The sequence below is a fragment of the Pseudoclavibacter sp. Z016 genome, assembly GCF_002931215.1.
Lineage (GTDB): Bacteria > Actinomycetota > Actinomycetes > Actinomycetales > Microbacteriaceae > Pseudoclavibacter.
In genome coordinates this window covers 774,258-792,672 of record NZ_PSTU01000011.1, presented here as the reverse complement: position 1 = coordinate 792,672, position 18,415 = coordinate 774,258, and the positions used below count along the sequence as shown (strand labels likewise).

The window sequence follows — 18,415 nt, the reverse complement described above, 5'->3', positions numbered from 1 at the left end:
CGACGGCCGTGGTCTTTCCGCCCAGCGAACAGCTTCGGGATGGGTTCCTCGCTTCCGGATGGAAAGCAACCCATCCGGAAGCGTGAAAGCCATCCCGAGGTTGAGTTTTTCGCGTCCCGGGTCCATCACGCGACCGCGTCCGCGTGCCGGAGCCGCACGTGCATCACACGCTGAGCTCCCCGCCGACGGCCGTGGTCTTTCCGCCCAGCGACCAGCTTCGGGATGAGTTCCTCGCTTCCGGATGGCGAGCAACCCATCCGGAAGCGCGGAACCCATCCCGAGGCTGAGGAGCGAGGTCGAGACCGCGCGCGCGGTGCCCGCAGCCGACCGCTAGAGGAGTGAGCTGGCCTCGGTGAGCACGCCGCGCAGTGTCTGCTCGATCTCGTCGAATTCTGCCTGCCCGATGGTGAGGGGCGGAGCGAGCTGGATGACGGGGTCGCCTCGGTCGTCGGCCCGGCAGTAGAGGCCAGCGTCGAAGAGTGCCTTGGAGAGGAAGCCGCGCAGAAGGCGCTCGGATTCCTCGTCGTTGAAGGTCTCTCGGGTGTCCTTGTCCTTGACGAGCTCGATGCCGAAGAAGTACCCGTCGCCGCGGACGTCGCCGACGATCGGAATGTCGAGGAGCTTCTCGAGGGACGCGCGGAAGTGCGGCGAGTTCTCCTTGACGTTCTGCGTGAGGCGTTCTTCCTCGAAGATGTTCAGGTTCTCGAGGGCGACTGCTGCGGAGACGGGGTGCCCGCCGAAGGTGTAGCCGTGCGAGAACGACGTCTGGCCGTGCTTGAACGGCTCGTAGATGCGGTCGCTCACGATGGTGGCGCCGATCGGGGAGTAGCCGCTGGTCATGCCCTTGGCGCAGGTGATCATGTCGGGCTGGATGTCGTACGTGGTGGATGCGAACATGTCGCCGATGCGGCCGAATCCGGTGATCACCTCGTCGGCGACGAGCAGCACGTCGTACTTCGTGCAGATCTCGCGCACGCGCTGGAAGTAGCCGGGGGGAGGCGTGAAGCAGCCGCCGGAGTTCTGGACGGGCTCGAGGAACACCGCCGCGACGGTCTCTGGTCCTTCGAAGAGGATCATCTCCTCGATGCGGTTCGCGGCCCACTGGCCGAACTCGACGAGGTTGTCGCCGTGCTCGGGAGCGCGGTAGAAGTTCGTGTTCGGCACGCGGAAGCCGCCGGGGGTGAGCGGTTCGAACATCGCCTTCATCGCGGGGATGCCCGTGATGGCGAGGGCGCCCTGCGGCGTGCCGTGGTAGGCCACCGAGCGGGAGATGACCTTGTGCTTGGTGGGCTGTCCCTGCAGCTTCCAGTAGTACTTGGCGAGCTTGAAGGCGGTCTCGACGGCTTCGCCGCCGCCCGTGGAGAAGAACACGCGGTTGAGGTCGCCTGGCGCGTAGTCGGCGAGGCGGTCGGCGAGTTCGATGGCGTTCGGGTGGGCGTACGACCAGATGGGGAAGAACGCGAGCTCCGCGGCCTGCTTGGCGGCGGTCTCGGCGAGGCGCTGGCGGCCGTGGCCCGCGTTGACGACGAAGAGGCCGGAGAGGCCGTCGAAGTACTTGTTGCCCTTCGAATCCCAGATGTGGTGCCCGTCGCCCTTGACGATGATCGGCACCCCGGCGCCGTCTTCCATCACGGACTGGCGCGAGAAGTGCATCCAGAGGTGATCCTTGGCTTTCTGCTGCAGGTCTGCTTCGTTGAATTCGGTCATCGTCGATGCTCCTTCTCAGTGCTGATACTGGAACCGTACCCGTTGGTCGGGAGCGCCGGAACAGACAGACTGTCGAGTCGGAGGAGCTTCAAGCGCCTGAGTCGCGCTCGCACGCAGGCGGGCAGCTGGACGCAGGGAACCAAGAACAAGGACAGTGCGGAAGGCGGGACTTGAACCCGCACGCTCGAAAGCACAGGAACCTAAATCCTGCGTGTCTGCCAATTTCACCACTCCCGCAAGCACGAGCGAACCCGTGTGCTGAGGCCAGTCTAGGGCGGCGCTGCAGCGCCGAGAAGCCGCGACGCGCAAGGCCTGTGGATAACTCCTGCGGCGTTTTCGAGTCTTGGGCATGCTGTCGCCGTGAGCATCGCGGTAAGCACTATCACTGACCGAATCCGTCGTCGTGTCCTGTTGGAGGGCATCGACCTCGGGGGCGATCGCGCGCGGGCAGCCGACATCGCGCGCGAGGAGGTGCGGGGGTACGCGGAGGAAGCGCTGGGCTCGTCGCTGCCGTTGGTCCACGATGAGGAGGCCACGACGCGTGAGGTGCTGGCCCGGGTGACCGGTTTCGGTGCTCTCCAGCCCTACCTCGACGATCCGGAGATCGAGGAGATCTGGATCAACGCACCTTCCCGGGTATTCGTTGCTCGGGGCGGCGTACCCGAGCTCACGTCAACGGTCGTCCCGGAGACTGACCTGCGCGATCTCATCGAGCGGATGCTCCAGTCGAGCGGCAGGCGAGTCGACTTGTCCTCGCCGTTCGTGGATGCCTCGCTCCCGAACGGCGAGCGGCTGCACGTGGCCGTCCCCGAGGTGACCAGGCGCTACCCGTCCGTGAATATCCGCAAGTTCTCGCGCCGTATCCGAGACCTCTCCCACCTCGTCGAGCGCGAGGCGCTGACCGCGCAGGCGGCGGAGTTCTTGCAGCTCGCGGTCCTCGCCGGCTGCAACATCCTCGTCTCGGGCGCGACCCACACCGGCAAGACCACTATGATCAACGCGCTCCTCTCCTCGGTGCGCAGCGAAGAACGCATCGTCACCGTCGAGGAGACCTTCGAACTCGATCTCGTCGCCCGCGACGTCGTCGCGCTGCAATGCCGACAGGCGAGCCTCGAGGGCACCGGCGAGATCACGTTGCGCCGCCTCATCAAGGAAGCCCTGCGCATGAGACCCGACTGGCTCGTGGTCGGCGAAGTGCGGGAAGCGGAGAGCCTCGACCTCCTGATCGCCCTCAACAGCGGAATGCCCGGAATCTCCAGCATCCACGCGAACACGGCGAGGGATGCGCTCGTCAAGCTCTCCACGTTGCCGCTCCTCGCGGGACGCAACATCGACAGCGCGTTCGTGGTGCCCACCGTTGCCAGCTGCATCGACCTCGTCGTGCACCTCGAGATGACCGCATCGGGAACACGACACGTGGGGGAGATCCTCGCCCCGACCGGAACGGTGACCGGCCAGGTCATCGAGGCGGCCACCCTCTTCAACCGTGGACGCGCGCAACTCGAATCGTCCGGATCCCCTCCGCCGCGAACCGCGAAGTTCGAGGCGCACGGCTTGGATGCTGCGCGTGTCCTTCGGCGGTCCCTGTGACCGTTCTGCCGGCGCTGGTGATGGGGCGGGAATCTCGAACATCGTGAGCGCGAGGTTGTGGCCGCAGAGCAGCGAGCGACGCGACCGGCGTTCTCGGCGACCTCTGCGACGGCGCACAGCGGATGCTCGCGAGCGCGTCGGGTGTCGCGATGACTACGCGCACATGTCTCGCCGCGACCGACGACTGAGCGCCTGCGATGAAGATCGCAGCAAGCTCGACGTCGGCGTCGAGCTGCTGGGCGACGCGACGCGCCATGACCTTTGGCACGTAGCCGATCTTGACCCCGTCGGCGAAGACCGGCACCGCGATCGGATCGTAGTCGTCGTCAGGTTCGCGCACGGGAGTTGCGGTTCGCCCAGCTCGTGAGTCCGCTTGTCTCTCTTAGTAGTGCTCCAATCCGCGGAGTTGCGCCGTCCAGATCCCGAGGGCAGCAAGTTTTAGCAGCCCACATTCACGAGCTTGCCTGTGGTCACCTCGCTGAGCCACAACTCGTCACCGTGCGGCTTGAGCCGGAGTCTGTCTGGAGAGGTGAGGAGCTCATCCCATTGGGACGAGTGCAGGTAGATCGAATCGGGGTTAGCCATCGCATCTACGACTCGCGGTGTCCGCGGCGCTTGCTGGAAATAAGCGCGGCTCCGAGCACGACGATTCCAGCTGCTCCAAGGAGGATCGGCCACAAGTTCTCAGCGCCCGTCGAGGCCAAGACGGCCTGATCAGTCTCCGTCGACGATGAGCCGGTCGGCTGGGAGGAAGGAGCGGTGGGCACAGCCGGCGTCGTCGGCGCAGGGGTCTGCGTTGCAGCTGTCTCGACCGGTGCTGGTGACTGCGTGGCGACTGGCTCGACAGGCGGTGGCGAAGCCGTCGGGGGAGCTGTTGCCGTCGCGGTGGGCTTGACGGGCTCGGTCGGCGTCGGTGTGCCCGTTGGGGGTGCTGTCGGTCCTGTCGGCGATGAGGAGGTCGGTGTCGGTGTTGGCACCGGAGTCGGCGTGACCGATGGAGGTGCGGTCACCGTCGGCGAGGGCGTGCGCGGCGGGATCGGTGCCTTCTTGGGGAGGATCGTCAGCGGCGGAAGCCCGGCGATGATCGGGTGGTCTGCCGTCAGGGTCGTGGTGTTGCCGAATTCGTCTCGGAGCAGCGCTCCCACGACCTTGAACTCGCCCTCGCCCCAGAACGGCTCCTCAGCCTCGACGGGAGGCACCCACAAGTCATCGCCAGAGTCCCCGGAGACGACGTCGCCCAACCGTTTGTTGCTGCTTCCACCAAGTGTGTAGATCTTTCCCCGCCCGATCTCGAGGTAGAACGTGGCCTCGTCGATATCGCTCTGGTCGCGGATCGTCCAGTTGAGCAGCTCTGGCCCATCGCCCATCCGGACGGTTGACTGCACGAATCCAGCAGAGAGGAGTTCCGGGGCGGTCACGTCTGGTCCACCCACGTCGACCACTGTGAAGGTCGCCGCGGAAGCGAGGACCTCGTTGTCGGCTGAGGTGGCAGTCGGGCTGTAGTTTTCGTGCTCGTCACCGGCGTAGAAGCTGTACACGCGGTATTCCCCGAGTGCCCATGTGGAGTTTTTGACGGTGAGATGCAGGGACCCGGAGACAAGGTCTCCGTCTCGGGTCGTGGCGTTTCGGTCGAAACCGCTGGCCTGGTACCTGCCCCCGTTTGGGTCCACGATCAAGAGAGAGAAATCTGTGACTCGGCTGCTCTCACGCACCGTCCAATTGAACCGAATGACGTCGCTTTGCCGGACTTCGTCCGGCGCGACCACCTCGAGGGCGACGAGCTCGGGATCTTGCTGGTCTCCGTCGGTGCCGACCTCGATCTGCAGCTTCGGGAGTGCGCTGATGATCGGGTCTTCCTCCGCTGCGTACCCGAAGACGCCCCACTCGTCGAAGAACCCGAGGCTCTCCACCCGCCATTCACCGGTCGCCCATTCTGTGCCACCGGTCGTGCACGTCGTCGTGCCGCTGACGATGTCTCCGTCGCGCACGCCGACGACAGGATCGAACTGTCCGCAGGTTTTTCGTTCCAGAGTTGATGACCCCGTCCCGGTCTCAAGGCTGATGGCACTCGACGCTATGCCGCGGGGGTGACGCACGCTCCAGTTGATCCGGATCTCGTCGCCGCCTCCGACGGTCGTGGGCGTTACGAGCTCGGCGGACACGAGTTCAGGCCCGACGTCGAACTCGTTGAATGCGTACGCGGGGAGCGCGGGTATCAGGGCTACTGAGAACATCAGGGCGGCTGTGGAGGCGCAGAGGAGGGCGGCGAGCTTTTTCACGTGTCTCCGTCGACAGAGGGCGGGGGTCCGCTCAGACTAGTGCCGATGTCGAACAGCCCGGGGCAGAAGTTTGCTGCGCTCGTCAACGACGAAAAGCCCCTCCCGCCGCCGTCAGGCAGGGGAGGGGCTTCGGTCGCTTCGGCGTGTTCGCCACGGCCAGCGCCGGGACGGCGAAGCGTCCGGGCACCTCGAGGGGGCCGCCAACTTGCTCAGCTGCGAGCTTCGCGGTGCCCTCGTTGTGCTCGCCGTGGGTTTCGAGAGTCAGGTGAGCTCCTTCGGAGTCGGTGCGTTGCCGCGCCAGGCGGCGGGAATGAGATCGCCAACGCCGGCCGCGTCCAGAACACGGATCATGCGGGTAGCGACGAACGGAGCCGCGATCGCCGCAACGATCGCGACGATTGCCGGGTCAAGCATTGGCGTGGATCGTCGTGAGCTCGTCGGTGGCGGGGTAGCTGACTCGATGTCGGTAGAAGCGGACGATGAGCCGCAGCACGCGCCGGAACGGGATCAGTACGAGCAGCGCGAGACCGATGCCGGCGACCCAGCGCTGGTTATCGCCGGACGCCGCGGTCAGGAGCAGCACGGCCGGGCAGACCGTGAGCGCCGCGATGAGAAAGAGCGTTGCGCGGGCTCAAACTGCTTGAGGTGAGGGAAAGAGACGCCCAGGACGGCGCCCGAGAGCGAGAGGCTGGAGACTAGGGGGTCGACGAGCGGCTCAGAGCAGTGCTGGCCGATGCATCGCCCCGAAGATGCCGAGGACGATGATGCCGACGTCGGACAGCGGCAGGAAGAAGCGGGCGTCGAGCTGGTCGTCGCGCTCGTGGGCGGGAACTGCGCCCGCGCCTCATCGGATGCGTGAGGCTGGCGAGCGCGGAAGGTCGATGTGCGCCTCTATCAGCTCTGACTACATGCGGCTCTCCCCGTCGAGCGTAGATCCGTCTCTCTGTTGAGTACACGCTGGGGTGATGTCGGGCTACCTGTCCTGTGGAGATTGGACTTGCCTGTTCTGTGCACTGTCCGTCCAGCACAGGCCCTCGTCCGTGTTCTTCTCAGAGACTCCGTTCGGCCCGGACTTCAGGCAGGTGAAGGCCGAACCGGGGGCACGCTCAGCATCAGGCCAGAGGTCACGTTGAGTGCTTGTGGATAACCTCTGCGCGGCTACCCCCTTTCAGACATGCTGACGCGGTGAGCATCGCGGTAAGCACTTTCATTGGTCCAAGTACTCAATGTGCCTTGTTCGAGGCGCACGGGTTGGATGCGGCGCGTGTCCTTCGGCGGTCCCTGTGACCGTTCTGCTGGCGCTGGTGATGGGGGCGGGAGTCTCGATCATCGTGAGCGCGAGGCTGTGGCCGCAGAGCAGCGAGCGACGCGAACGACGCCTGTCCAAGGTTGCCGACTTCGAGGCAGATCTCAGGCGGGCCGGGTTCGAGCGGGTGCCCATCGGCGTGTTCGCGGGTGCTGCCTTCGCGCTCGGGCTCGCGTTGGGTGCCGTGGCGCTCGCTCTCACGGGGGTAGTTGCTGTTGCCCTCATCGCTCTTGTCGGTGGCTCGGTGGCTCCGGTCGCGATCGTGCGGGTGAGGTCCGTGCAGCGGCGCAACCGGAACCGTCTCGTGTGGCCGGACGTGGTCGATCACCTGGTGGCGTCCATCCGTTCCGGTGTGGCCCTGCCCGAGGGGGTCGCGGGGCTGGCTGAATCGGGGCCGGTGGTGCTGCGGGAGGACTTCGCCGCCTATACCCGCCAGTACCGCCTGACGGGCAGCTTCCGGGTGGCTCTCGACGAGCTGAAGGAGCGGCTCGCCGACCCGACCGCAGACCGCATCCTCGAGACACTTCGCATGTCCAGAGACGTCGGCGGATCGGAGCTCCCCACGGTGCTCAAGAGCCTCGGCAGCTACCTGCGAGAAGAGCAGGCCGTGCGCCACGAAGTCGAGGCCAAGCAGTCCTGGGTCATGAACGCCGCCAAGCTCGGCTCGGCCGCACCCTGGATCGTCCTGCTCATGCTGGGAACCAGGCCCGAGGCGGCGAGCGCCTTCAACAGCCTCGAGGGCGCGATCGTGATCCTCATCGGCCTGGGCGTGACCGTGGCCGCCTACCTGCTCATGCTCCGCATCGCGAAACTCAAAGACGACCGCAGGTGGTTCGCATGAACGAGACACTCGGCTGGGCCGTGCTCTGCGGGCTCGGACTCGGAATCGGCCTCTGGACGTTGCTCGCCGCCGTCCCGCGCCTCTCCAAGCCGAACCTCGCGGAGCGTCTCGCCCCGCACCTCCTGGACATCTCGGCGGCGGCGCGAGCCGACGTGCAGAAGACCGCGAGCGACCCGCTCCCTATCCTCGGAACGCTCGCCGCCCCATTCGCCGCGAGAGGCAGAGCCCTCCTCGATGAAGTGCTCGGCGGCAGCGACCGCATCACCGCGCAGCTGCGCCAATCGGGCTCCACGACCAGGCTCGAACGGTTCCGAGCCGAACAGCTCACCTGGGGACTCGTTGCGGCTGGCCTGGGCCTGAGTGTCGGCCTCTTGCTCGGCGCGACCCGCGGAATCCCGGTCCTCGCCCAGATCCTCCTGCCTCTCCTCCTCGGCTGTGTCGGCATCTTCCTCCGCGACCGGGCCCTCGGCCGCGCCGCGCAGCGCCGTCACCGACGCATCGCCAGCGAGTTCCCCACCGTCGTCGAGTTCCTCTCCCTCAGCCTCTCGGCAGGTGAGGGCATCTTCGACAGCCTGAAGCGCGTCGCCAGCGTGAGCACCGGCGAGCTCGCGAAGGAGTTCGCGCGAGTCGTCCACCACGTCAACACCGGCGTCTCGCTGTCCGATGCGCTCCACGAGATGACCAGGGGCGTCCGCTACCTGCCGCTCGACCGCTGCGTCGAGCACATGATCTCCGCACTCGAACGTGGGGCGCCGCTCGTCGAAGTGCTCCGCGCGCAAGCGAGCGACGCACGGGAACTCGGCAAACGCGACCTCCTGGAATCCGCCGGCCGGAAGGAAGTGCAGATGCTCGTTCCGCTCATCTTCCTCATCCTCCCCACGACCATCCTGTTCGCCCTCTATCCCGCCGTCTTCGTGCTCCGCACGAGCTTCTGACCGACACCCGAAAGGCACACCATGCAGTTCCTGCACGCACTCCGAAACCGAGCCAGCTCCGAACGCGGCGACGTCCCCGGTTGGGTCCTCATCACGATCATGTCTGCGGGTTTGGTGATCCTCCTCTGGACCGTCGCCGGCGACCTCCTCGTCGACGTCTTCCAGAACGCCATCACCCGCGTCAGTGACTTCAACTAGCCGCCCCCACCCGCGCGGCGTGATGCGCGACGAGACCGGTTCGGCAGTCGCCGAATGGGTCATGGTGTCGGCGATGCTCCTCCTCCTCACGCTCACCGTCCTGCAGGTGGGCTTCGCCCTGCACGTTCGCACGACGCTCCTGGACGCCGCGGGGGAAGGCGCGAGGCACGCCGGGCTCTTCGGAGGCGGCCTCGAAGCGGGGGAGACCCGAGCGGCAGACCTCATCACGGTCGCCATCGGTCCCGGCTACGCCCAGGACGTGACGGCCACAACAACCGAGACCGACGGATCACCGACCATCGCGGTCACCGTGCGCTCACCACTGCCGCTGATCGGCCTGATCGGCCTCCCCGACGCCCTGGAGGTGACCGGACATGCGCCGACCGAGACGCTCGAGACTGAGTGACGATCGGGGCTCGGCCTCCCTCGAATTCCTGACGCTCGGCACGCTGCTCATCGTGCCGCTCGCCTACCTCATGCTGACGCTGTCCTCGCTCCAGGGTGCGAGCATCGCCGCCGAGTCTGCGGCACGCAACGCGGCGAGACTGCTCGCAGCGGACCCCGCCGCAGCCGACACCCAGGCCCTTGCCGAGGCCACGATCGCACTTGCGACCGCCGACCACGGATTCGACGCGAAGCTCGTCGAGCAGACGGTGGAGTGCCGCGGCCCGGACCCCAGCTGCACCGCCCCCGGCTCGGTGCTCGCGGTCACCGTCACGATCGCCGTACCGCTGCCGTTCGCATCCAGCCTCACCGACTCGGCGACGCCGATCTCGGTCCCCACGAGCGCGACCTCCTCGTTCGCCGTCACGCGCTTCGGCCTGTCCACGTGAGCGGGATGCGCGCGCGAGCACGAGCGGGCCTGCGATGGACGCGCGGGGAGCGCGGCAGCGTGCTCCCGCTCATCCTCGTCTTCCTCATGATCGGGCTCACCGCGGCCTACGTGCTCGTCGCGGCCACTTCGCTGTCCATCGAGCGCAAGCGCCTCCTCACGATCGCCGACGCCGTCGCGCTCTCCGCCTCCGAGAGCTTCTCCGCCGCCGACGTGGTCTTCGGCGACGGGGAACTCCAACCGGTCCTCAGCCAGACGCGCGTGGAAGACCGCGCCCTCGCGACCCTCGAGGACCTCTCCGCGGCGCGCGCCGACAGCATCACGCTGGACTCCGCGACTGCACCCGACGGTGTCACCGCGCACATCGTCATCACCGGCGCATGGTCGCCACCCCTCGCCCACGCGCTCCTCCCGACAGGACTTCGGATCACCGTCTCCAGCGACGCAAGAGTCGTGCTGAGCTGACACGATGCGCGCCGGCCAGCACCGCCCAGCCCCGACGGCTAGTCTTGGGGGATCATGATCAACCTTGACCTCGCCTCGGAGATCACTGCCCTGCGCAGCACCTTCGGAGACATCAGCGCCGTGCTCAACCCCGACAAGCTCCGCGCGAAGGTGGTGGAGCTCGAGGCCGAAGCGTCCGTCCCCGACCTCTGGAACGACACGGACAACGCGCAGAAGGTCACCTCCGCCCTCAGCCACGCCCAGTCCGACCTCAAGCGTCTCGACGAGATCGAGCAGCGCCTCGACGACCTCGAAGTGCTCGCGCAGATGGCCGTCGAGATGGAAGACGAGGACACGGCTGAGGAAGCCCGAGCCGAGCTCAAGTCGATCACCAAGGTCATCGGCAACCTCGAAGTGCAGACCCTCCTCGACGGCGAGTTCGACCCCCGCCCGGCCGTCATCACCATCCGCGCCGGCGCCGGCGGCGTCGACGCCTCCGACTTCGCAGAGATGCTGCTTCGCATGTACCTCCGCTGGGCTGAGCAGCACAGCTACAAGGTCTCCGTCCTCGACACGAGCTACGCAGAGCAGGCGGGCATCAAGTCGGCCACCATCGAGATCGACAGCCCGTACGCCTTCGGCACGCTCTCCGTCGAGGCTGGCACGCATCGCCTCGTGCGCATGAGCCCCTTCAACTCCGCAGGCAGCCGCGAGACGAGCTTCGCCGCCGTCGAGGTCGTGCCGCTCATCGAGCAGACCGAGTCGATCGAGATCCCGGACAACGACATGCGCGTGGATGTGTTCCGCTCGTCCGGCCCCGGTGGCCAGTCCGTCAACACGACCGACTCCGCCGTCCGCATCACGCACCTGCCGACCGGCATCGTCGTGAGCTGCCAGAACGAGAAGAGCCAGATCCAGAACCGCGCCGCCGCGCTCCGCGTCCTCCAGTCGCGCCTCCTCCTGCTCCGCCGCGAGGAGGAGAACGCACAGAAGAAGGAGCTCGCCGGCAACATCACCGCCAGCTGGGGAGACCAGATGCGGTCCTACGTCCTCGCCCCCTACAAGATGGTGAAGGACCTCCGCAGCCAGCACGAGACCGGCAACACCGACAAGGTCTTCGACGGCGACATCGACGCATTCATCGCCGCCGGCATCCGCTGGCGCAAGCGCGGAGAGGCCGACGCCGCCTAGCTCGGGTCGCTGACCATCGCGTCTGACCACTTCTGCATGTCGCGCCGGGCTGACGCCAGTCCGGTGCCTACCCTGTTAGCGCCATGATCAGATTCGATAACGTCGCCAAGGTCTACCCTGGCACCGCCGCCCCCGCACTCGACGACATCACCTTCGAGGTGCTGCGCGGCGAGTTCGTGTTCCTCGTCGGCCCCTCGGGCTCCGGCAAGTCCAGCGTCCTCCGCCTCATCCTCCGAGAAGACGCACCCAGCCGAGGCCAGGTGCACGTGCTCGGCCAGGACCTGCGCCGCATCTCCAACCGCAAGGTGCCGTACTACCGGCGCAGCATCGGCATGGTGTTCCAGGACTTCCGCCTCCTCGCAGGGAAGACCGTCTTCGAGAACGTCGCCTACGCGCTCGAAGCGCTCGGCAAGTCGCGTGGGCACGTCGCGAAGGCGGTCCCCGACGTCCTCAAGACCGTCGGCCTCGGCGACAAGGCCAACCGGTTCCCGCACGAGCTCTCCGGCGGTGAACAGCAGCGAGTCGCGATCGCGCGCGCCGTCGTCAACAAGCCGGACATCCTCCTCGCGGACGAGCCGACCGGAAACCTCGACCCCGTCACGAGCCGCGGCATCATGCGCCTCCTCGCGCGCATCAACGCCAACGGCACGACCGTCGTCATGGCCACCCACGACGTATCCATCGTCGACGAGGAACGCAGGCGCGTCATCGAGCTCGACGGCGGCATCATCATGCGCGACGAGTCAGACGGCGTCTATCAGCCCGGGATCGTCCCCCTCACCGAAGCCGAGACGGCAGCCGCCAACCAGCTCGAGCAGGACGACGAAGCCGCAGTCGAATCTCAGGCACCCACATCCATCGCCGACTCGATCGCCTCGCGCGTCGCCGGCCAACCGACCACGAAGAACACTGGAGACGTCAAATGATCGGCCGCGTATTCGCCGAGATGTGGCAGGGACTGCGCCGCAACTCGAGCATGGTCATCTCCGTCGTGCTCGTCACCTTCGTCTCCCTGACGTTCGTCGGCGCCGGAATCCTCATGCAGCAGCAGATCAGCAGCATGAAGTCGTTCTGGTACGACCGCGCCCAGGTCTCGGTCGACCTCTGCTCCTCCGTCTCGAGCGCCCCCAACTGTGCCGGTGGGCAGGCCAGCGAGTCGCAGCGCGAGGCCGTCGAAGCGGCCCTCCAGGGTGCCGTCCTCACGCCGTACATCAACGAGTACGTCTTCGAGGACCAGGACCAGGCCTACGCGAACTTCCAGCAGCAGTTCGCCGGCGACCCGATCGTCTCCTTCGTCGAGCCCGAGTACCTCTCCGAGAGCTTCCTCATCACGCTGACCGACCCCGACCAGGCGGACATCATCATCCAGCAGCTCGAGGGCTACGACGGGGTCGAAGCGGTCACCGACCAGCGGCAGTACCTCGAGAGCATCTTCGAGCTGCTCAACGTCGCGAGCCTCTCCGCCATCGGCATCGCCGTCGTCATGCTCGTCGCGGCCGCCCTGCTCATCGCGACCACGATCCGCCTCTCCGCCATCAGTCGCCGACGCGAGATCGGCATCATGCGTCTCGTCGGAGCCTCGAACCGCTACATCCAGGCGCCGTTCATCCTCGAGGGAATCGTGGCCGCCCTCATCGGCGCAGTCCTCGCGTCGGGGGCGACGCTCGCCATCGCCCACTTCTTCGTGCAGGGCTACCTTGGACGCCAGCTGCCCTTCGTCTCCCTCATCGGAGTCCCGGAGGCGCTGCTTGCGCTCCCCGTGCTGCTCGTGGTGAGCGTGCTGCTCGCCTGGGCGTCGGCGCGCATCGCGATCAACAAGTACCTCAAGGTCTGACCCGCACGAAACCCGCAGAGTAGACCGATGGACAGCCCGTGTCGTAAGATAGCGGGCTGTCCATCGTCTGCCGTCGAGAGAGGAAGAGGCCATGCCAAAGGAGCAAGGGACAAAGCCTGTCGCGACGAACCGTCGAGCCAGGCACGACTATCTGATCGAGGACACCCTCGAAGCGGGCATCGTGCTCAACGGGACCGAGGTGAAGTCGCTGCGTCAGGGGCGCGCTTCCCTCGTCGATGGATACGCGTACATCGACCGCGGTGAGGCGTGGCTCGACGCCGTGCACATCCCCGAGTACCTCGAGGGCACCTGGAACAACCACGCCCCGCGCCGCAAGCGCAAGCTCCTGCTGCACAAGGAGCAGATCCGCAAGCTCGCGATGAAGACCAAGGAGGGCGGGTACACGCTCGTCCCGCTCACGCTGTACTTCCTGAACGGCCGGGCCAAGGTCGAACTCGCCGTCGCCAAGGGCAAGCGCGAGTTCGACAAGCGCCACGCCCTCCGCGAGCGTCAGGACAAGCGCGAGGCCGACAGGGCCGTAGCCTCCCGCAAGTACATGGGGGAGTGACCCCCGGCGGTCCTCGAACGACGAGCGGCAACAGCGAAGCGGCCCCCGATCCAGTGGATCGGGGGCCGCATCGCTGTCCGCGCTTCAGGCGGTCAGCGCACGCTCTCGACGAGCGTCGCGATCGAGCTCTCGTGCGCCGAGAGGAGCGTCTTCAGGCTGCGCGACTGCCAGCCCCGATCGCTCTGCCCGTTGGAGGAGGGATCAGCGCTCCACCAGGCCGCCTGCACGGCCGCATCCGCCGCATCGAACGAGTCGAACATCGCCGTGAACAGCGGTGCCGAGTTCGCGAAGGGAACTGCGCCGACGGTGAGGCTGAGCGTCTCCGAGCGGTACGAGTCGGAAGCCGCCTGCGCCGCATCCGCTGCCTTGCCGAATTCGGTGCTGTAGCTCGTGCACACGTCGCTGAGCTCGTCGAGGAAGCAGTCGGACGCGGCTAGGTCGGCGATCCCTCGGTAGAAGTCGACGTAGGTCGACTTGATGGAATCGGCGATCTTGGTGCCGATGTTCGGGTCGCTGTAGTCGGGGCAGCCCGTCGACACGTTGCACGGGTAGTACAGGTTGTTCCCGAGGTCGATGTTCTGGCCGTCCGGAATGGTGAAGACCGTGCTGGACAGTGCCGCGAGCTGCGTTCCGAACGTGTTGTAGATCGAGTTGTACTTCGGGAACGCCTCGCAGAACTGCTGCAGGGCGGCGACGTCGGCACTGGCCGTGTCGGCGAAGTTCGCGACGATGTCGCGTCGCTCACTCAGCCCATCGCTCTCGGTCTGCGCCTCCTTGTACGCCTCGGAGGCGTCTGCGCCCTCTTCAACCGTGAGCGCGGGCACGGTCGAGCTCGCGAGGTCGGTGATGGTCGTCTCGGCTGTCGCCACGTTTCCGCAGCGGGTCGAGAAGTCGGACATCTGCGCCGCGGACTGCGAGAAGAAGTCGGTGTTCTCGCCGAGCGATGCGGAGATCGTGACGTTCGAGGCGAGGTCGAGGTTCTCGGTCGTCCAGTCGGCGTAGTGCGCGTCGAGATCGGTCTGGAACGCCGCCGCCAGCTCGTCGCCGCGGTTCACGTTGTTGTTGTGGATGGTCACGGGGATCGCCACGGCCGCGCCCACGAGGACAACAACTCCGATGATCGCCGGGATCAGGATCGCAGGCTTGCGGAACCAGGGCTTCTTCCGCTGGGCGCCGTTGCCGAAGTCGTTCGGGCCACCGGGGCCGCCGCCCTGGAAGCCGCCGCCTCCGTTGTCGCCGAACGCTGGCGCGCCGACAGCCTGGCCGGGTGCTTGACCCGGCGCGTAGGGGGCTGGGGTCTGGTTGTCCGGCGTGCCGTTCCACGCACCGGCCTGCTGCTGTGCGCCGTAGGCCGCGCCGAAGGCGGGAGCTGCCGCGGCCGACGCGGTGGAGCCGTAGGCCGGTGCCTCATTCCCGCCACCGTAGGCGGGCGGGAGGTTCTGGTCGCCGTACGCCGGGGCGTCGAAGCCGCCCTGACCCGGGCCCTGCCCCTGGCCGTCCTGGCCGGCGGGGGCGTTCCAGGCTGGTGTCTGCGTCGTCGGTGCGTCCTGCGCCTCTGGGGCAGACTGCCCCCAGGCGGGAGCTGACGCCTGCTGGTCCCACGCTGCGCCGGGAGCCGCTGCGCCCTGGTCGATCCAAGCCCCCTGATCCTGGGCGGGGGACTGGTCCCAGCTCGGTGCGGCAGGCGCTCCCGAGTCGAGGATCTCCGTCTGGTTGCTGTCGCCGCGTCCGAGAACCGCCGTCTGGTTCCCTTCGCCGAAGCCGAGGACCTCGGTGCTGTTCTGCTCGGGCGGGGCCGTCTCTTCGTGCGAGGAATCCGCGACAGGGGTCACGGGTGCAGACGGCACGTCCTGCTCTGGGGACTGCGACCAAGTGGGGGCCGCGGGGGCCTCGTACCCGGTCGCATCCGGAGCAGGCGCGTCGGGCTGCTGCTCAGCGGGTCGGCCGAAGTGCGCGCCGAAACCTTCGTGCCCGGACGCCGCGTCGGCGTTCCCGGACTGCTCGGTCACCTCTGGCAGGTCCTGCTGCGGTGGTTCACCCGCCTGCGTCTCCTGAGACTCGCCCCCAGACTCCGGGGCGTGTTCGTCGCCGTTCTCGGGCTTCTGCCAATTCGGGCGCCCGAATCCTTCAAAGTCATTGCCGCTCATGGGGTTCAGGTTACTGGTCCTCCCGGGAATCGCCTTCAGGCTTGCCCTGAGCAGCCCAGGACGTGGATTTCTCGGCCGACTTGACGTATGTTTAGGAGCTGCCAGTTGTTCTGGCAGCTGCAACTCAACAGTGCTCATGACGTGGAACGCCGCCGAGGAGACTCGGCTCACGGGGATGATCGGTTTCGACATGACTGGTGAATCGGCGTGAAGCGGGTCGAGGATGCGGGGTTATCTCGTAAACGCCCCTCGCAAAACATAGGTGCTAACGCTAAGCGCACCGACTTCGCCCTCGCTGCTTAAGCGAGTCCGATAGTCCGTCAGCCCGGGGGAGTTCCCGCTCCGGTAGCTGGCGTCATTAAGGGAACTTGCTGTGGTGTTGTGTTTCAGGGCACCACGGGACTTGCACTGGAACTGGGCTCGTCGATCAAGGTGTCTGTCCCCATGATCGGAGCCAAGTAGAACAGTAGACAGACTGCACCCGGAGAAGCCGCGGTTTCGTAGTTGTGGACGGGGGTTCGATTCCCCCCATCTCCACGAAACCCACGTCATGAGCAACGCCCCGACTGCCAGGTCATCGACTCGGCAGCCGGGGCACTGTTGTCTCTGCGGGTGACGCCGCTCAGCTCTCCGGCCACACCCCGGAGCTGCCGCGCCTATGGCTGCCGACCAGGTGCGTGTCCACGACGCCGATGGCTTCCATGAGCGCGAAGAGGTTGGTCGGTCCGACGAAGCTGAAGCCGCGCGCTTTGAGCTGCTTCGTCAGCCACCTCGACTCCTCGCTGCTGCTCGGGACCTCGGCAACGGTCGTGGGCCTCGGCGTCACCTGCGGCTTCGCGCTCCAGACCAGCTCGTGCAGCGGTTCGCTCTCGCGAAGGACGATCGTCGCGCGCGCGTTCTTGATGATCGACGAGATCTTCAGGCGGTTGCGGATGACACCCGCGTCGAGCATCAGCCGCTCGAGGTCGTCGTCACCGAACTCGGCGACGGCATCCACGTCGAAGCCGCTGAACGCGGCGCGCAGAAGGGGACGACGCTGCAGGATGAGCCGCCACGAGAGCCCGGATTGGAAGATCTCCAGGCAGAGCCGTTCGAACACGCCTCGCTCGTCAACGATCGGCATGCCCCACTCCGTGTCGTAGTAGTCCATCAGCAGCTGATCCTGGCTCGCCCAGGGCGGGCGGGCCAGCCCATCTTCGCCGATCACGAGCTCTGTCGAGGCACTCGCCGAGGGGAGCGCTGCGGTCGGCTGGGTGGATGCTGGCATGGGTCTTTCCTCTCCGGACGCGGAATCCTGCAATCTCCGCGAACCGGGACGGACGCGAACGGCACTGATCGAGAACCTGCTGTGTCGAGAACGGTACCCGGAGCCTCCGACACCCGCCGCGCTTGTCCACAGCCGACCGAGCGGAGGAGCTAGCTTCCCGCTGGTACGTGCGAGCCGGTCAGCTCCTCGCCATCGCTGCTCGCGACGAGGCAGGCGAGGTCGCGGTCTCCCTCGGCCCAGCTCGCCTCACTCGGCACGAGGTGCAGGGCAGTGAGCCCCGCCGTGACGTCGGAGCCGAGCCCGGCGAAGTCTGCGGCGCACCGTACGTCGGCCTCTGCGGTCAGAGCCTCCTCGCCTGGGAAGTCCTCGCCCAGCTCCGAGGGCGTGATGGACAGCACCTGGTAGAGATGCGGGGTGTCGCAGGCCCCAGCGATCGTGGCGACCGTCTGCTCTGCGTTCGACGAGAAGCAGTCACCGACAGACAGCTCCGTGATCGGCACCGTCCGCGGAGCATCCGGCGATACAGTGCAGGCCGTCAGCGCGGCCCCCGCGAGGAGCGCGGTCAGGAGCGTTGCAGGGAGTCGGTGAGCCACGCTCTCAGGCTAGCTGGCTGAGCCCGCTGCCGTGCCCGCCGTCGGCTGGCCGTCCACCGGGGTCACGATGCAGAGGACCTCGCGGTCGCCGCCGCCCCACGACTCAGCACTCGGGACGATACCGGTGTAGTTCCAGCTCGTCAGGAAGGGCTCGGCGCCGATGAATCCGGTGAAGGCGGCCGAGCAGATGTCCTGGAGCGCCGTGTCCACCGCGGCGTCGCCCGGGAAATCGGCTCCACCCTGCATGTCTTCCGTGTGGTACGCCTCGAAGGTGTGCAGCGAGTCGCAGTTCGGGAACAGCTCGGCGTCATCGGCACCGGACTCGAGGTCGAAGCAGTCGCCCACCTGGAGATCTTCGATGCCGGTCATCGTCCCTGCGACCGCCGTCGGCGTTGGCGTGGCGGTCTCGCTCTCCGTCGGCGTGGTCGTCGACGACTCGGTCGCCTCTGCCGTGGACGTCGTCGTCACCACCGGGTCCGAGCCGCCACCCGCGAGGGTCGTGACCAGCGTGCATCCGCTGAGCAGGAGGAGGGCGCTGAGCCCAAGGGACGCGCCTGCGGCGCTTCGTACGGCGGCGGTTCGCATCGTTGCTCCTCGTGGGGGTGTACGTGGTCCAGAGCTCCATGCCGCTCCCGGAGTCGCGACTGGACCAGTCTATTGCCGCATTCCCGAAGATCACCACT

The 18,415-nt window shown here is 66.9% G+C and carries 21 protein-coding genes, 1 tRNA gene and 1 other RNA gene; 13 read left to right on the top strand and 10 right to left on the bottom strand.

All coding sequences use genetic code 11. The features are described 5' to 3' along the window. Nucleotides 1-330 precede the first annotated feature (330 nt). Nucleotides 331-1,707 (bottom strand): aspartate aminotransferase family protein, encoded by a 1,377-nt coding sequence (locus C5B99_RS09830; RefSeq protein ID WP_104241550.1) that lies wholly within the window; start codon nt 1,705-1,707, stop codon nt 331-333. 155 nt (nt 1,708-1,862) lie between these two features. Then, nucleotides 1,863-1,944 (bottom strand) — tRNA-Leu (locus tag C5B99_RS09825). Nucleotides 1,945-2,067: 123 nt separating this feature from the next. Between C5B99_RS09825 and C5B99_RS09820 the strand changes: the two genes are divergently transcribed. Next, nucleotides 2,068-3,297 (top strand): CpaF family protein, encoded by a 1,230-nt coding sequence (locus tag C5B99_RS09820; protein ID WP_104241549.1) that lies wholly within the window; start codon nt 2,068-2,070, stop codon nt 3,295-3,297. Here C5B99_RS09820 and C5B99_RS19815 read toward each other — a convergent pair. From C5B99_RS19815 to C5B99_RS19275, 4 genes are all read right to left on the bottom strand, one after another. Continuing rightward, a complete protein-coding gene (locus C5B99_RS19815; RefSeq protein ID WP_374953462.1) occupies nt 3,188-3,637 on the bottom strand; it encodes an HIRAN domain-containing protein in 450 nt (149 codons plus the stop codon). The genes C5B99_RS09820 and C5B99_RS19815 overlap by 110 nt on opposite strands. Before the next feature lie 250 nt (nt 3,638-3,887). Then, on the bottom strand, nt 3,888-5,576 hold the full coding sequence (locus C5B99_RS09815; protein WP_104241548.1) for an LPXTG cell wall anchor domain-containing protein: 1,689 nt from the start codon (nt 5,574-5,576) through the stop codon (nt 3,888-3,890). 261 nt (nt 5,577-5,837) lie between these two features. Beyond that, nucleotides 5,838-5,990 carry a hypothetical protein gene (locus C5B99_RS19280; RefSeq protein WP_181059263.1) on the bottom strand — a complete coding sequence of 51 codons (153 nt, stop codon included), beginning with the start codon at nt 5,988-5,990 and terminating at the stop codon, nt 5,838-5,840. Further along, nucleotides 5,983-6,159, bottom strand: coding sequence for a hypothetical protein (locus tag C5B99_RS19275; protein WP_181059265.1), 177 nt, complete (start codon nt 6,157-6,159; stop codon nt 5,983-5,985). The genes C5B99_RS19280 and C5B99_RS19275 overlap by 8 nt, the downstream gene beginning before the upstream one ends. A 150-nt stretch (nt 6,160-6,309) precedes the next feature. Here C5B99_RS19275 and C5B99_RS19620 point away from each other — a divergent pair, with 150 nt between their 5' ends. The 11 genes from C5B99_RS19620 (at nt 6,310) to smpB (ending at nt 13,725) form a co-directional block, all read left to right on the top strand. Next, entirely contained in the window at nt 6,310-6,435 is a 126-nt protein-coding gene (locus C5B99_RS19620) for a hypothetical protein (protein WP_258063135.1), read from the top strand. Between the two features lie 424 nt (nt 6,436-6,859). Beyond that, entirely contained in the window at nt 6,860-7,723 is an 864-nt protein-coding gene (locus C5B99_RS09810; protein ID WP_104241547.1) for a type II secretion system F family protein, read from the top strand. Then, nucleotides 7,720-8,658: a type II secretion system F family protein gene (locus tag C5B99_RS09805; RefSeq protein WP_104241546.1), complete on the top strand. Its 939-nt coding sequence runs from the start codon at nt 7,720-7,722 to the stop codon at nt 8,656-8,658. Before C5B99_RS09810 ends, C5B99_RS09805 begins: the two co-directional genes overlap by 4 nt. A gap of 21 nt (nt 8,659-8,679) precedes the next feature. Beyond that, nucleotides 8,680-8,856, top strand: a complete 177-nt coding sequence (locus tag C5B99_RS19270; protein ID WP_181057789.1) for a hypothetical protein — start codon at nt 8,680-8,682, stop codon at nt 8,854-8,856. After that, nucleotides 8,843-9,262, top strand: coding sequence for a TadE/TadG family type IV pilus assembly protein (locus C5B99_RS09800; protein ID WP_258063134.1), 420 nt, complete (start codon nt 8,843-8,845; stop codon nt 9,260-9,262). Before C5B99_RS19270 ends, C5B99_RS09800 begins: the two co-directional genes overlap by 14 nt. Continuing rightward, the gene (locus C5B99_RS09795; protein WP_104241544.1) at nt 9,231-9,689 is read left to right on the top strand and encodes a pilus assembly protein TadE; all 459 of its coding nucleotides are present in this window, start codon (nt 9,231-9,233) and stop codon (nt 9,687-9,689) included. The genes C5B99_RS09800 and C5B99_RS09795 overlap by 32 nt, the downstream gene beginning before the upstream one ends. Nucleotides 9,690-9,748: 59 nt before the next feature. After that, entirely contained in the window at nt 9,749-10,153 is a 405-nt protein-coding gene (locus C5B99_RS09790; protein WP_146081977.1) for a hypothetical protein, read from the top strand. A gap of 54 nt (nt 10,154-10,207) precedes the next feature. Then, the gene (gene prfB, locus C5B99_RS09785) at nt 10,208-11,323 is read left to right on the top strand and encodes a peptide chain release factor 2 (protein ID WP_104241542.1); all 1,116 of its coding nucleotides are present in this window, start codon (nt 10,208-10,210) and stop codon (nt 11,321-11,323) included. A gap of 83 nt (nt 11,324-11,406) precedes the next feature. Next, nucleotides 11,407-12,249 carry a cell division ATP-binding protein FtsE gene (gene ftsE, locus C5B99_RS09780; RefSeq protein WP_104241541.1) on the top strand — a complete coding sequence of 281 codons (843 nt, stop codon included), beginning with the start codon at nt 11,407-11,409 and terminating at the stop codon, nt 12,247-12,249. Then, nucleotides 12,246-13,157, top strand: coding sequence for a permease-like cell division protein FtsX (gene ftsX, locus C5B99_RS09775; RefSeq protein ID WP_104241540.1), 912 nt, complete (start codon nt 12,246-12,248; stop codon nt 13,155-13,157). Before ftsE ends, ftsX begins: the two co-directional genes overlap by 4 nt. Before the next feature lie 91 nt (nt 13,158-13,248). Continuing rightward, nucleotides 13,249-13,725 (top strand): SsrA-binding protein SmpB, encoded by a 477-nt coding sequence (gene smpB / locus C5B99_RS09770; RefSeq protein WP_104241539.1) that lies wholly within the window; start codon nt 13,249-13,251, stop codon nt 13,723-13,725. 92 nt (nt 13,726-13,817) lie between these two features. Here smpB and C5B99_RS09765 read toward each other — a convergent pair whose 3' ends face one another. After that, on the bottom strand, nt 13,818-15,872 hold the full coding sequence (locus tag C5B99_RS09765) for a hypothetical protein (protein ID WP_104241538.1): 2,055 nt from the start codon (nt 15,870-15,872) through the stop codon (nt 13,818-13,820). Nucleotides 15,873-16,043: 171 nt separating this feature from the next. Here C5B99_RS09765 and ssrA point away from each other — a divergent pair. Next, nucleotides 16,044-16,412, top strand: a transfer-messenger RNA (tmRNA) gene (gene ssrA, locus C5B99_RS09760). An 82-nt stretch (nt 16,413-16,494) separates the two neighbouring features. On the opposite strand, the gene C5B99_RS09755 is transcribed toward ssrA, so the two are convergent. From C5B99_RS09755 to C5B99_RS09745, 3 genes are all read right to left on the bottom strand, one after another. Further along, complete coding sequence (locus C5B99_RS09755) at nt 16,495-17,139, bottom strand: DNA-3-methyladenine glycosylase I (protein WP_104241537.1); 645 nt, start codon at nt 17,137-17,139, stop codon at nt 16,495-16,497. A gap of 149 nt (nt 17,140-17,288) precedes the next feature. Further along, on the bottom strand, nt 17,289-17,732 hold the full coding sequence (locus C5B99_RS09750; RefSeq protein WP_146081976.1) for a septum formation family protein: 444 nt from the start codon (nt 17,730-17,732) through the stop codon (nt 17,289-17,291). A gap of 9 nt (nt 17,733-17,741) precedes the next feature. After that, on the bottom strand, nt 17,742-18,317 hold the full coding sequence (locus C5B99_RS09745; RefSeq protein ID WP_104241535.1) for a septum formation family protein: 576 nt from the start codon (nt 18,315-18,317) through the stop codon (nt 17,742-17,744). Nucleotides 18,318-18,415: the final 98 nt, after the last annotated feature.

Bases quoted from the DNA above. Each gene is read 5' to 3' on its own strand.
- C5B99_RS09795 (WP_104241544.1), top strand. From the start codon at position 9,231: ATGCGCCGACCGAGACGCTCGAGACTGAGTGACGATCGGGGCTCGGCC.
- C5B99_RS09805 (WP_104241546.1), top strand. From the start codon at position 7,720: ATGAACGAGACACTCGGCTGGGCCGTGCTCTGCGGGCTCGGACTCGGA.
- C5B99_RS19620 (WP_258063135.1), top strand. From the start codon at position 6,310: ATGCATCGCCCCGAAGATGCCGAGGACGATGATGCCGACGTCGGACAG.
- C5B99_RS09745 (WP_104241535.1), bottom strand. From the start codon at position 18,317: ATGCGAACCGCCGCCGTACGAAGCGCCGCAGGCGCGTCCCTTGGGCTC.
- C5B99_RS19270 (WP_181057789.1), top strand. From the start codon at position 8,680: ATGCAGTTCCTGCACGCACTCCGAAACCGAGCCAGCTCCGAACGCGGC.
- ftsE (WP_104241541.1), top strand. From the start codon at position 11,407: ATGATCAGATTCGATAACGTCGCCAAGGTCTACCCTGGCACCGCCGCC.
- prfB (WP_104241542.1), top strand. From the start codon at position 10,208: ATGATCAACCTTGACCTCGCCTCGGAGATCACTGCCCTGCGCAGCACC.
- C5B99_RS09765 (WP_104241538.1), bottom strand. From the start codon at position 15,872: ATGAGCGGCAATGACTTTGAAGGATTCGGGCGCCCGAATTGGCAGAAG.
- C5B99_RS09830 (WP_104241550.1), bottom strand. From the start codon at position 1,707: ATGACCGAATTCAACGAAGCAGACCTGCAGCAGAAAGCCAAGGATCAC.
- smpB (WP_104241539.1), top strand. From the start codon at position 13,249: ATGCCAAAGGAGCAAGGGACAAAGCCTGTCGCGACGAACCGTCGAGCC.
- C5B99_RS09755 (WP_104241537.1), bottom strand. From the start codon at position 17,139: ATGCCAGCATCCACCCAGCCGACCGCAGCGCTCCCCTCGGCGAGTGCC.
- ftsX (WP_104241540.1), top strand. From the start codon at position 12,246: ATGATCGGCCGCGTATTCGCCGAGATGTGGCAGGGACTGCGCCGCAAC.
- C5B99_RS19280 (WP_181059263.1), bottom strand. From the start codon at position 5,990: ATGCTTGACCCGGCAATCGTCGCGATCGTTGCGGCGATCGCGGCTCCG.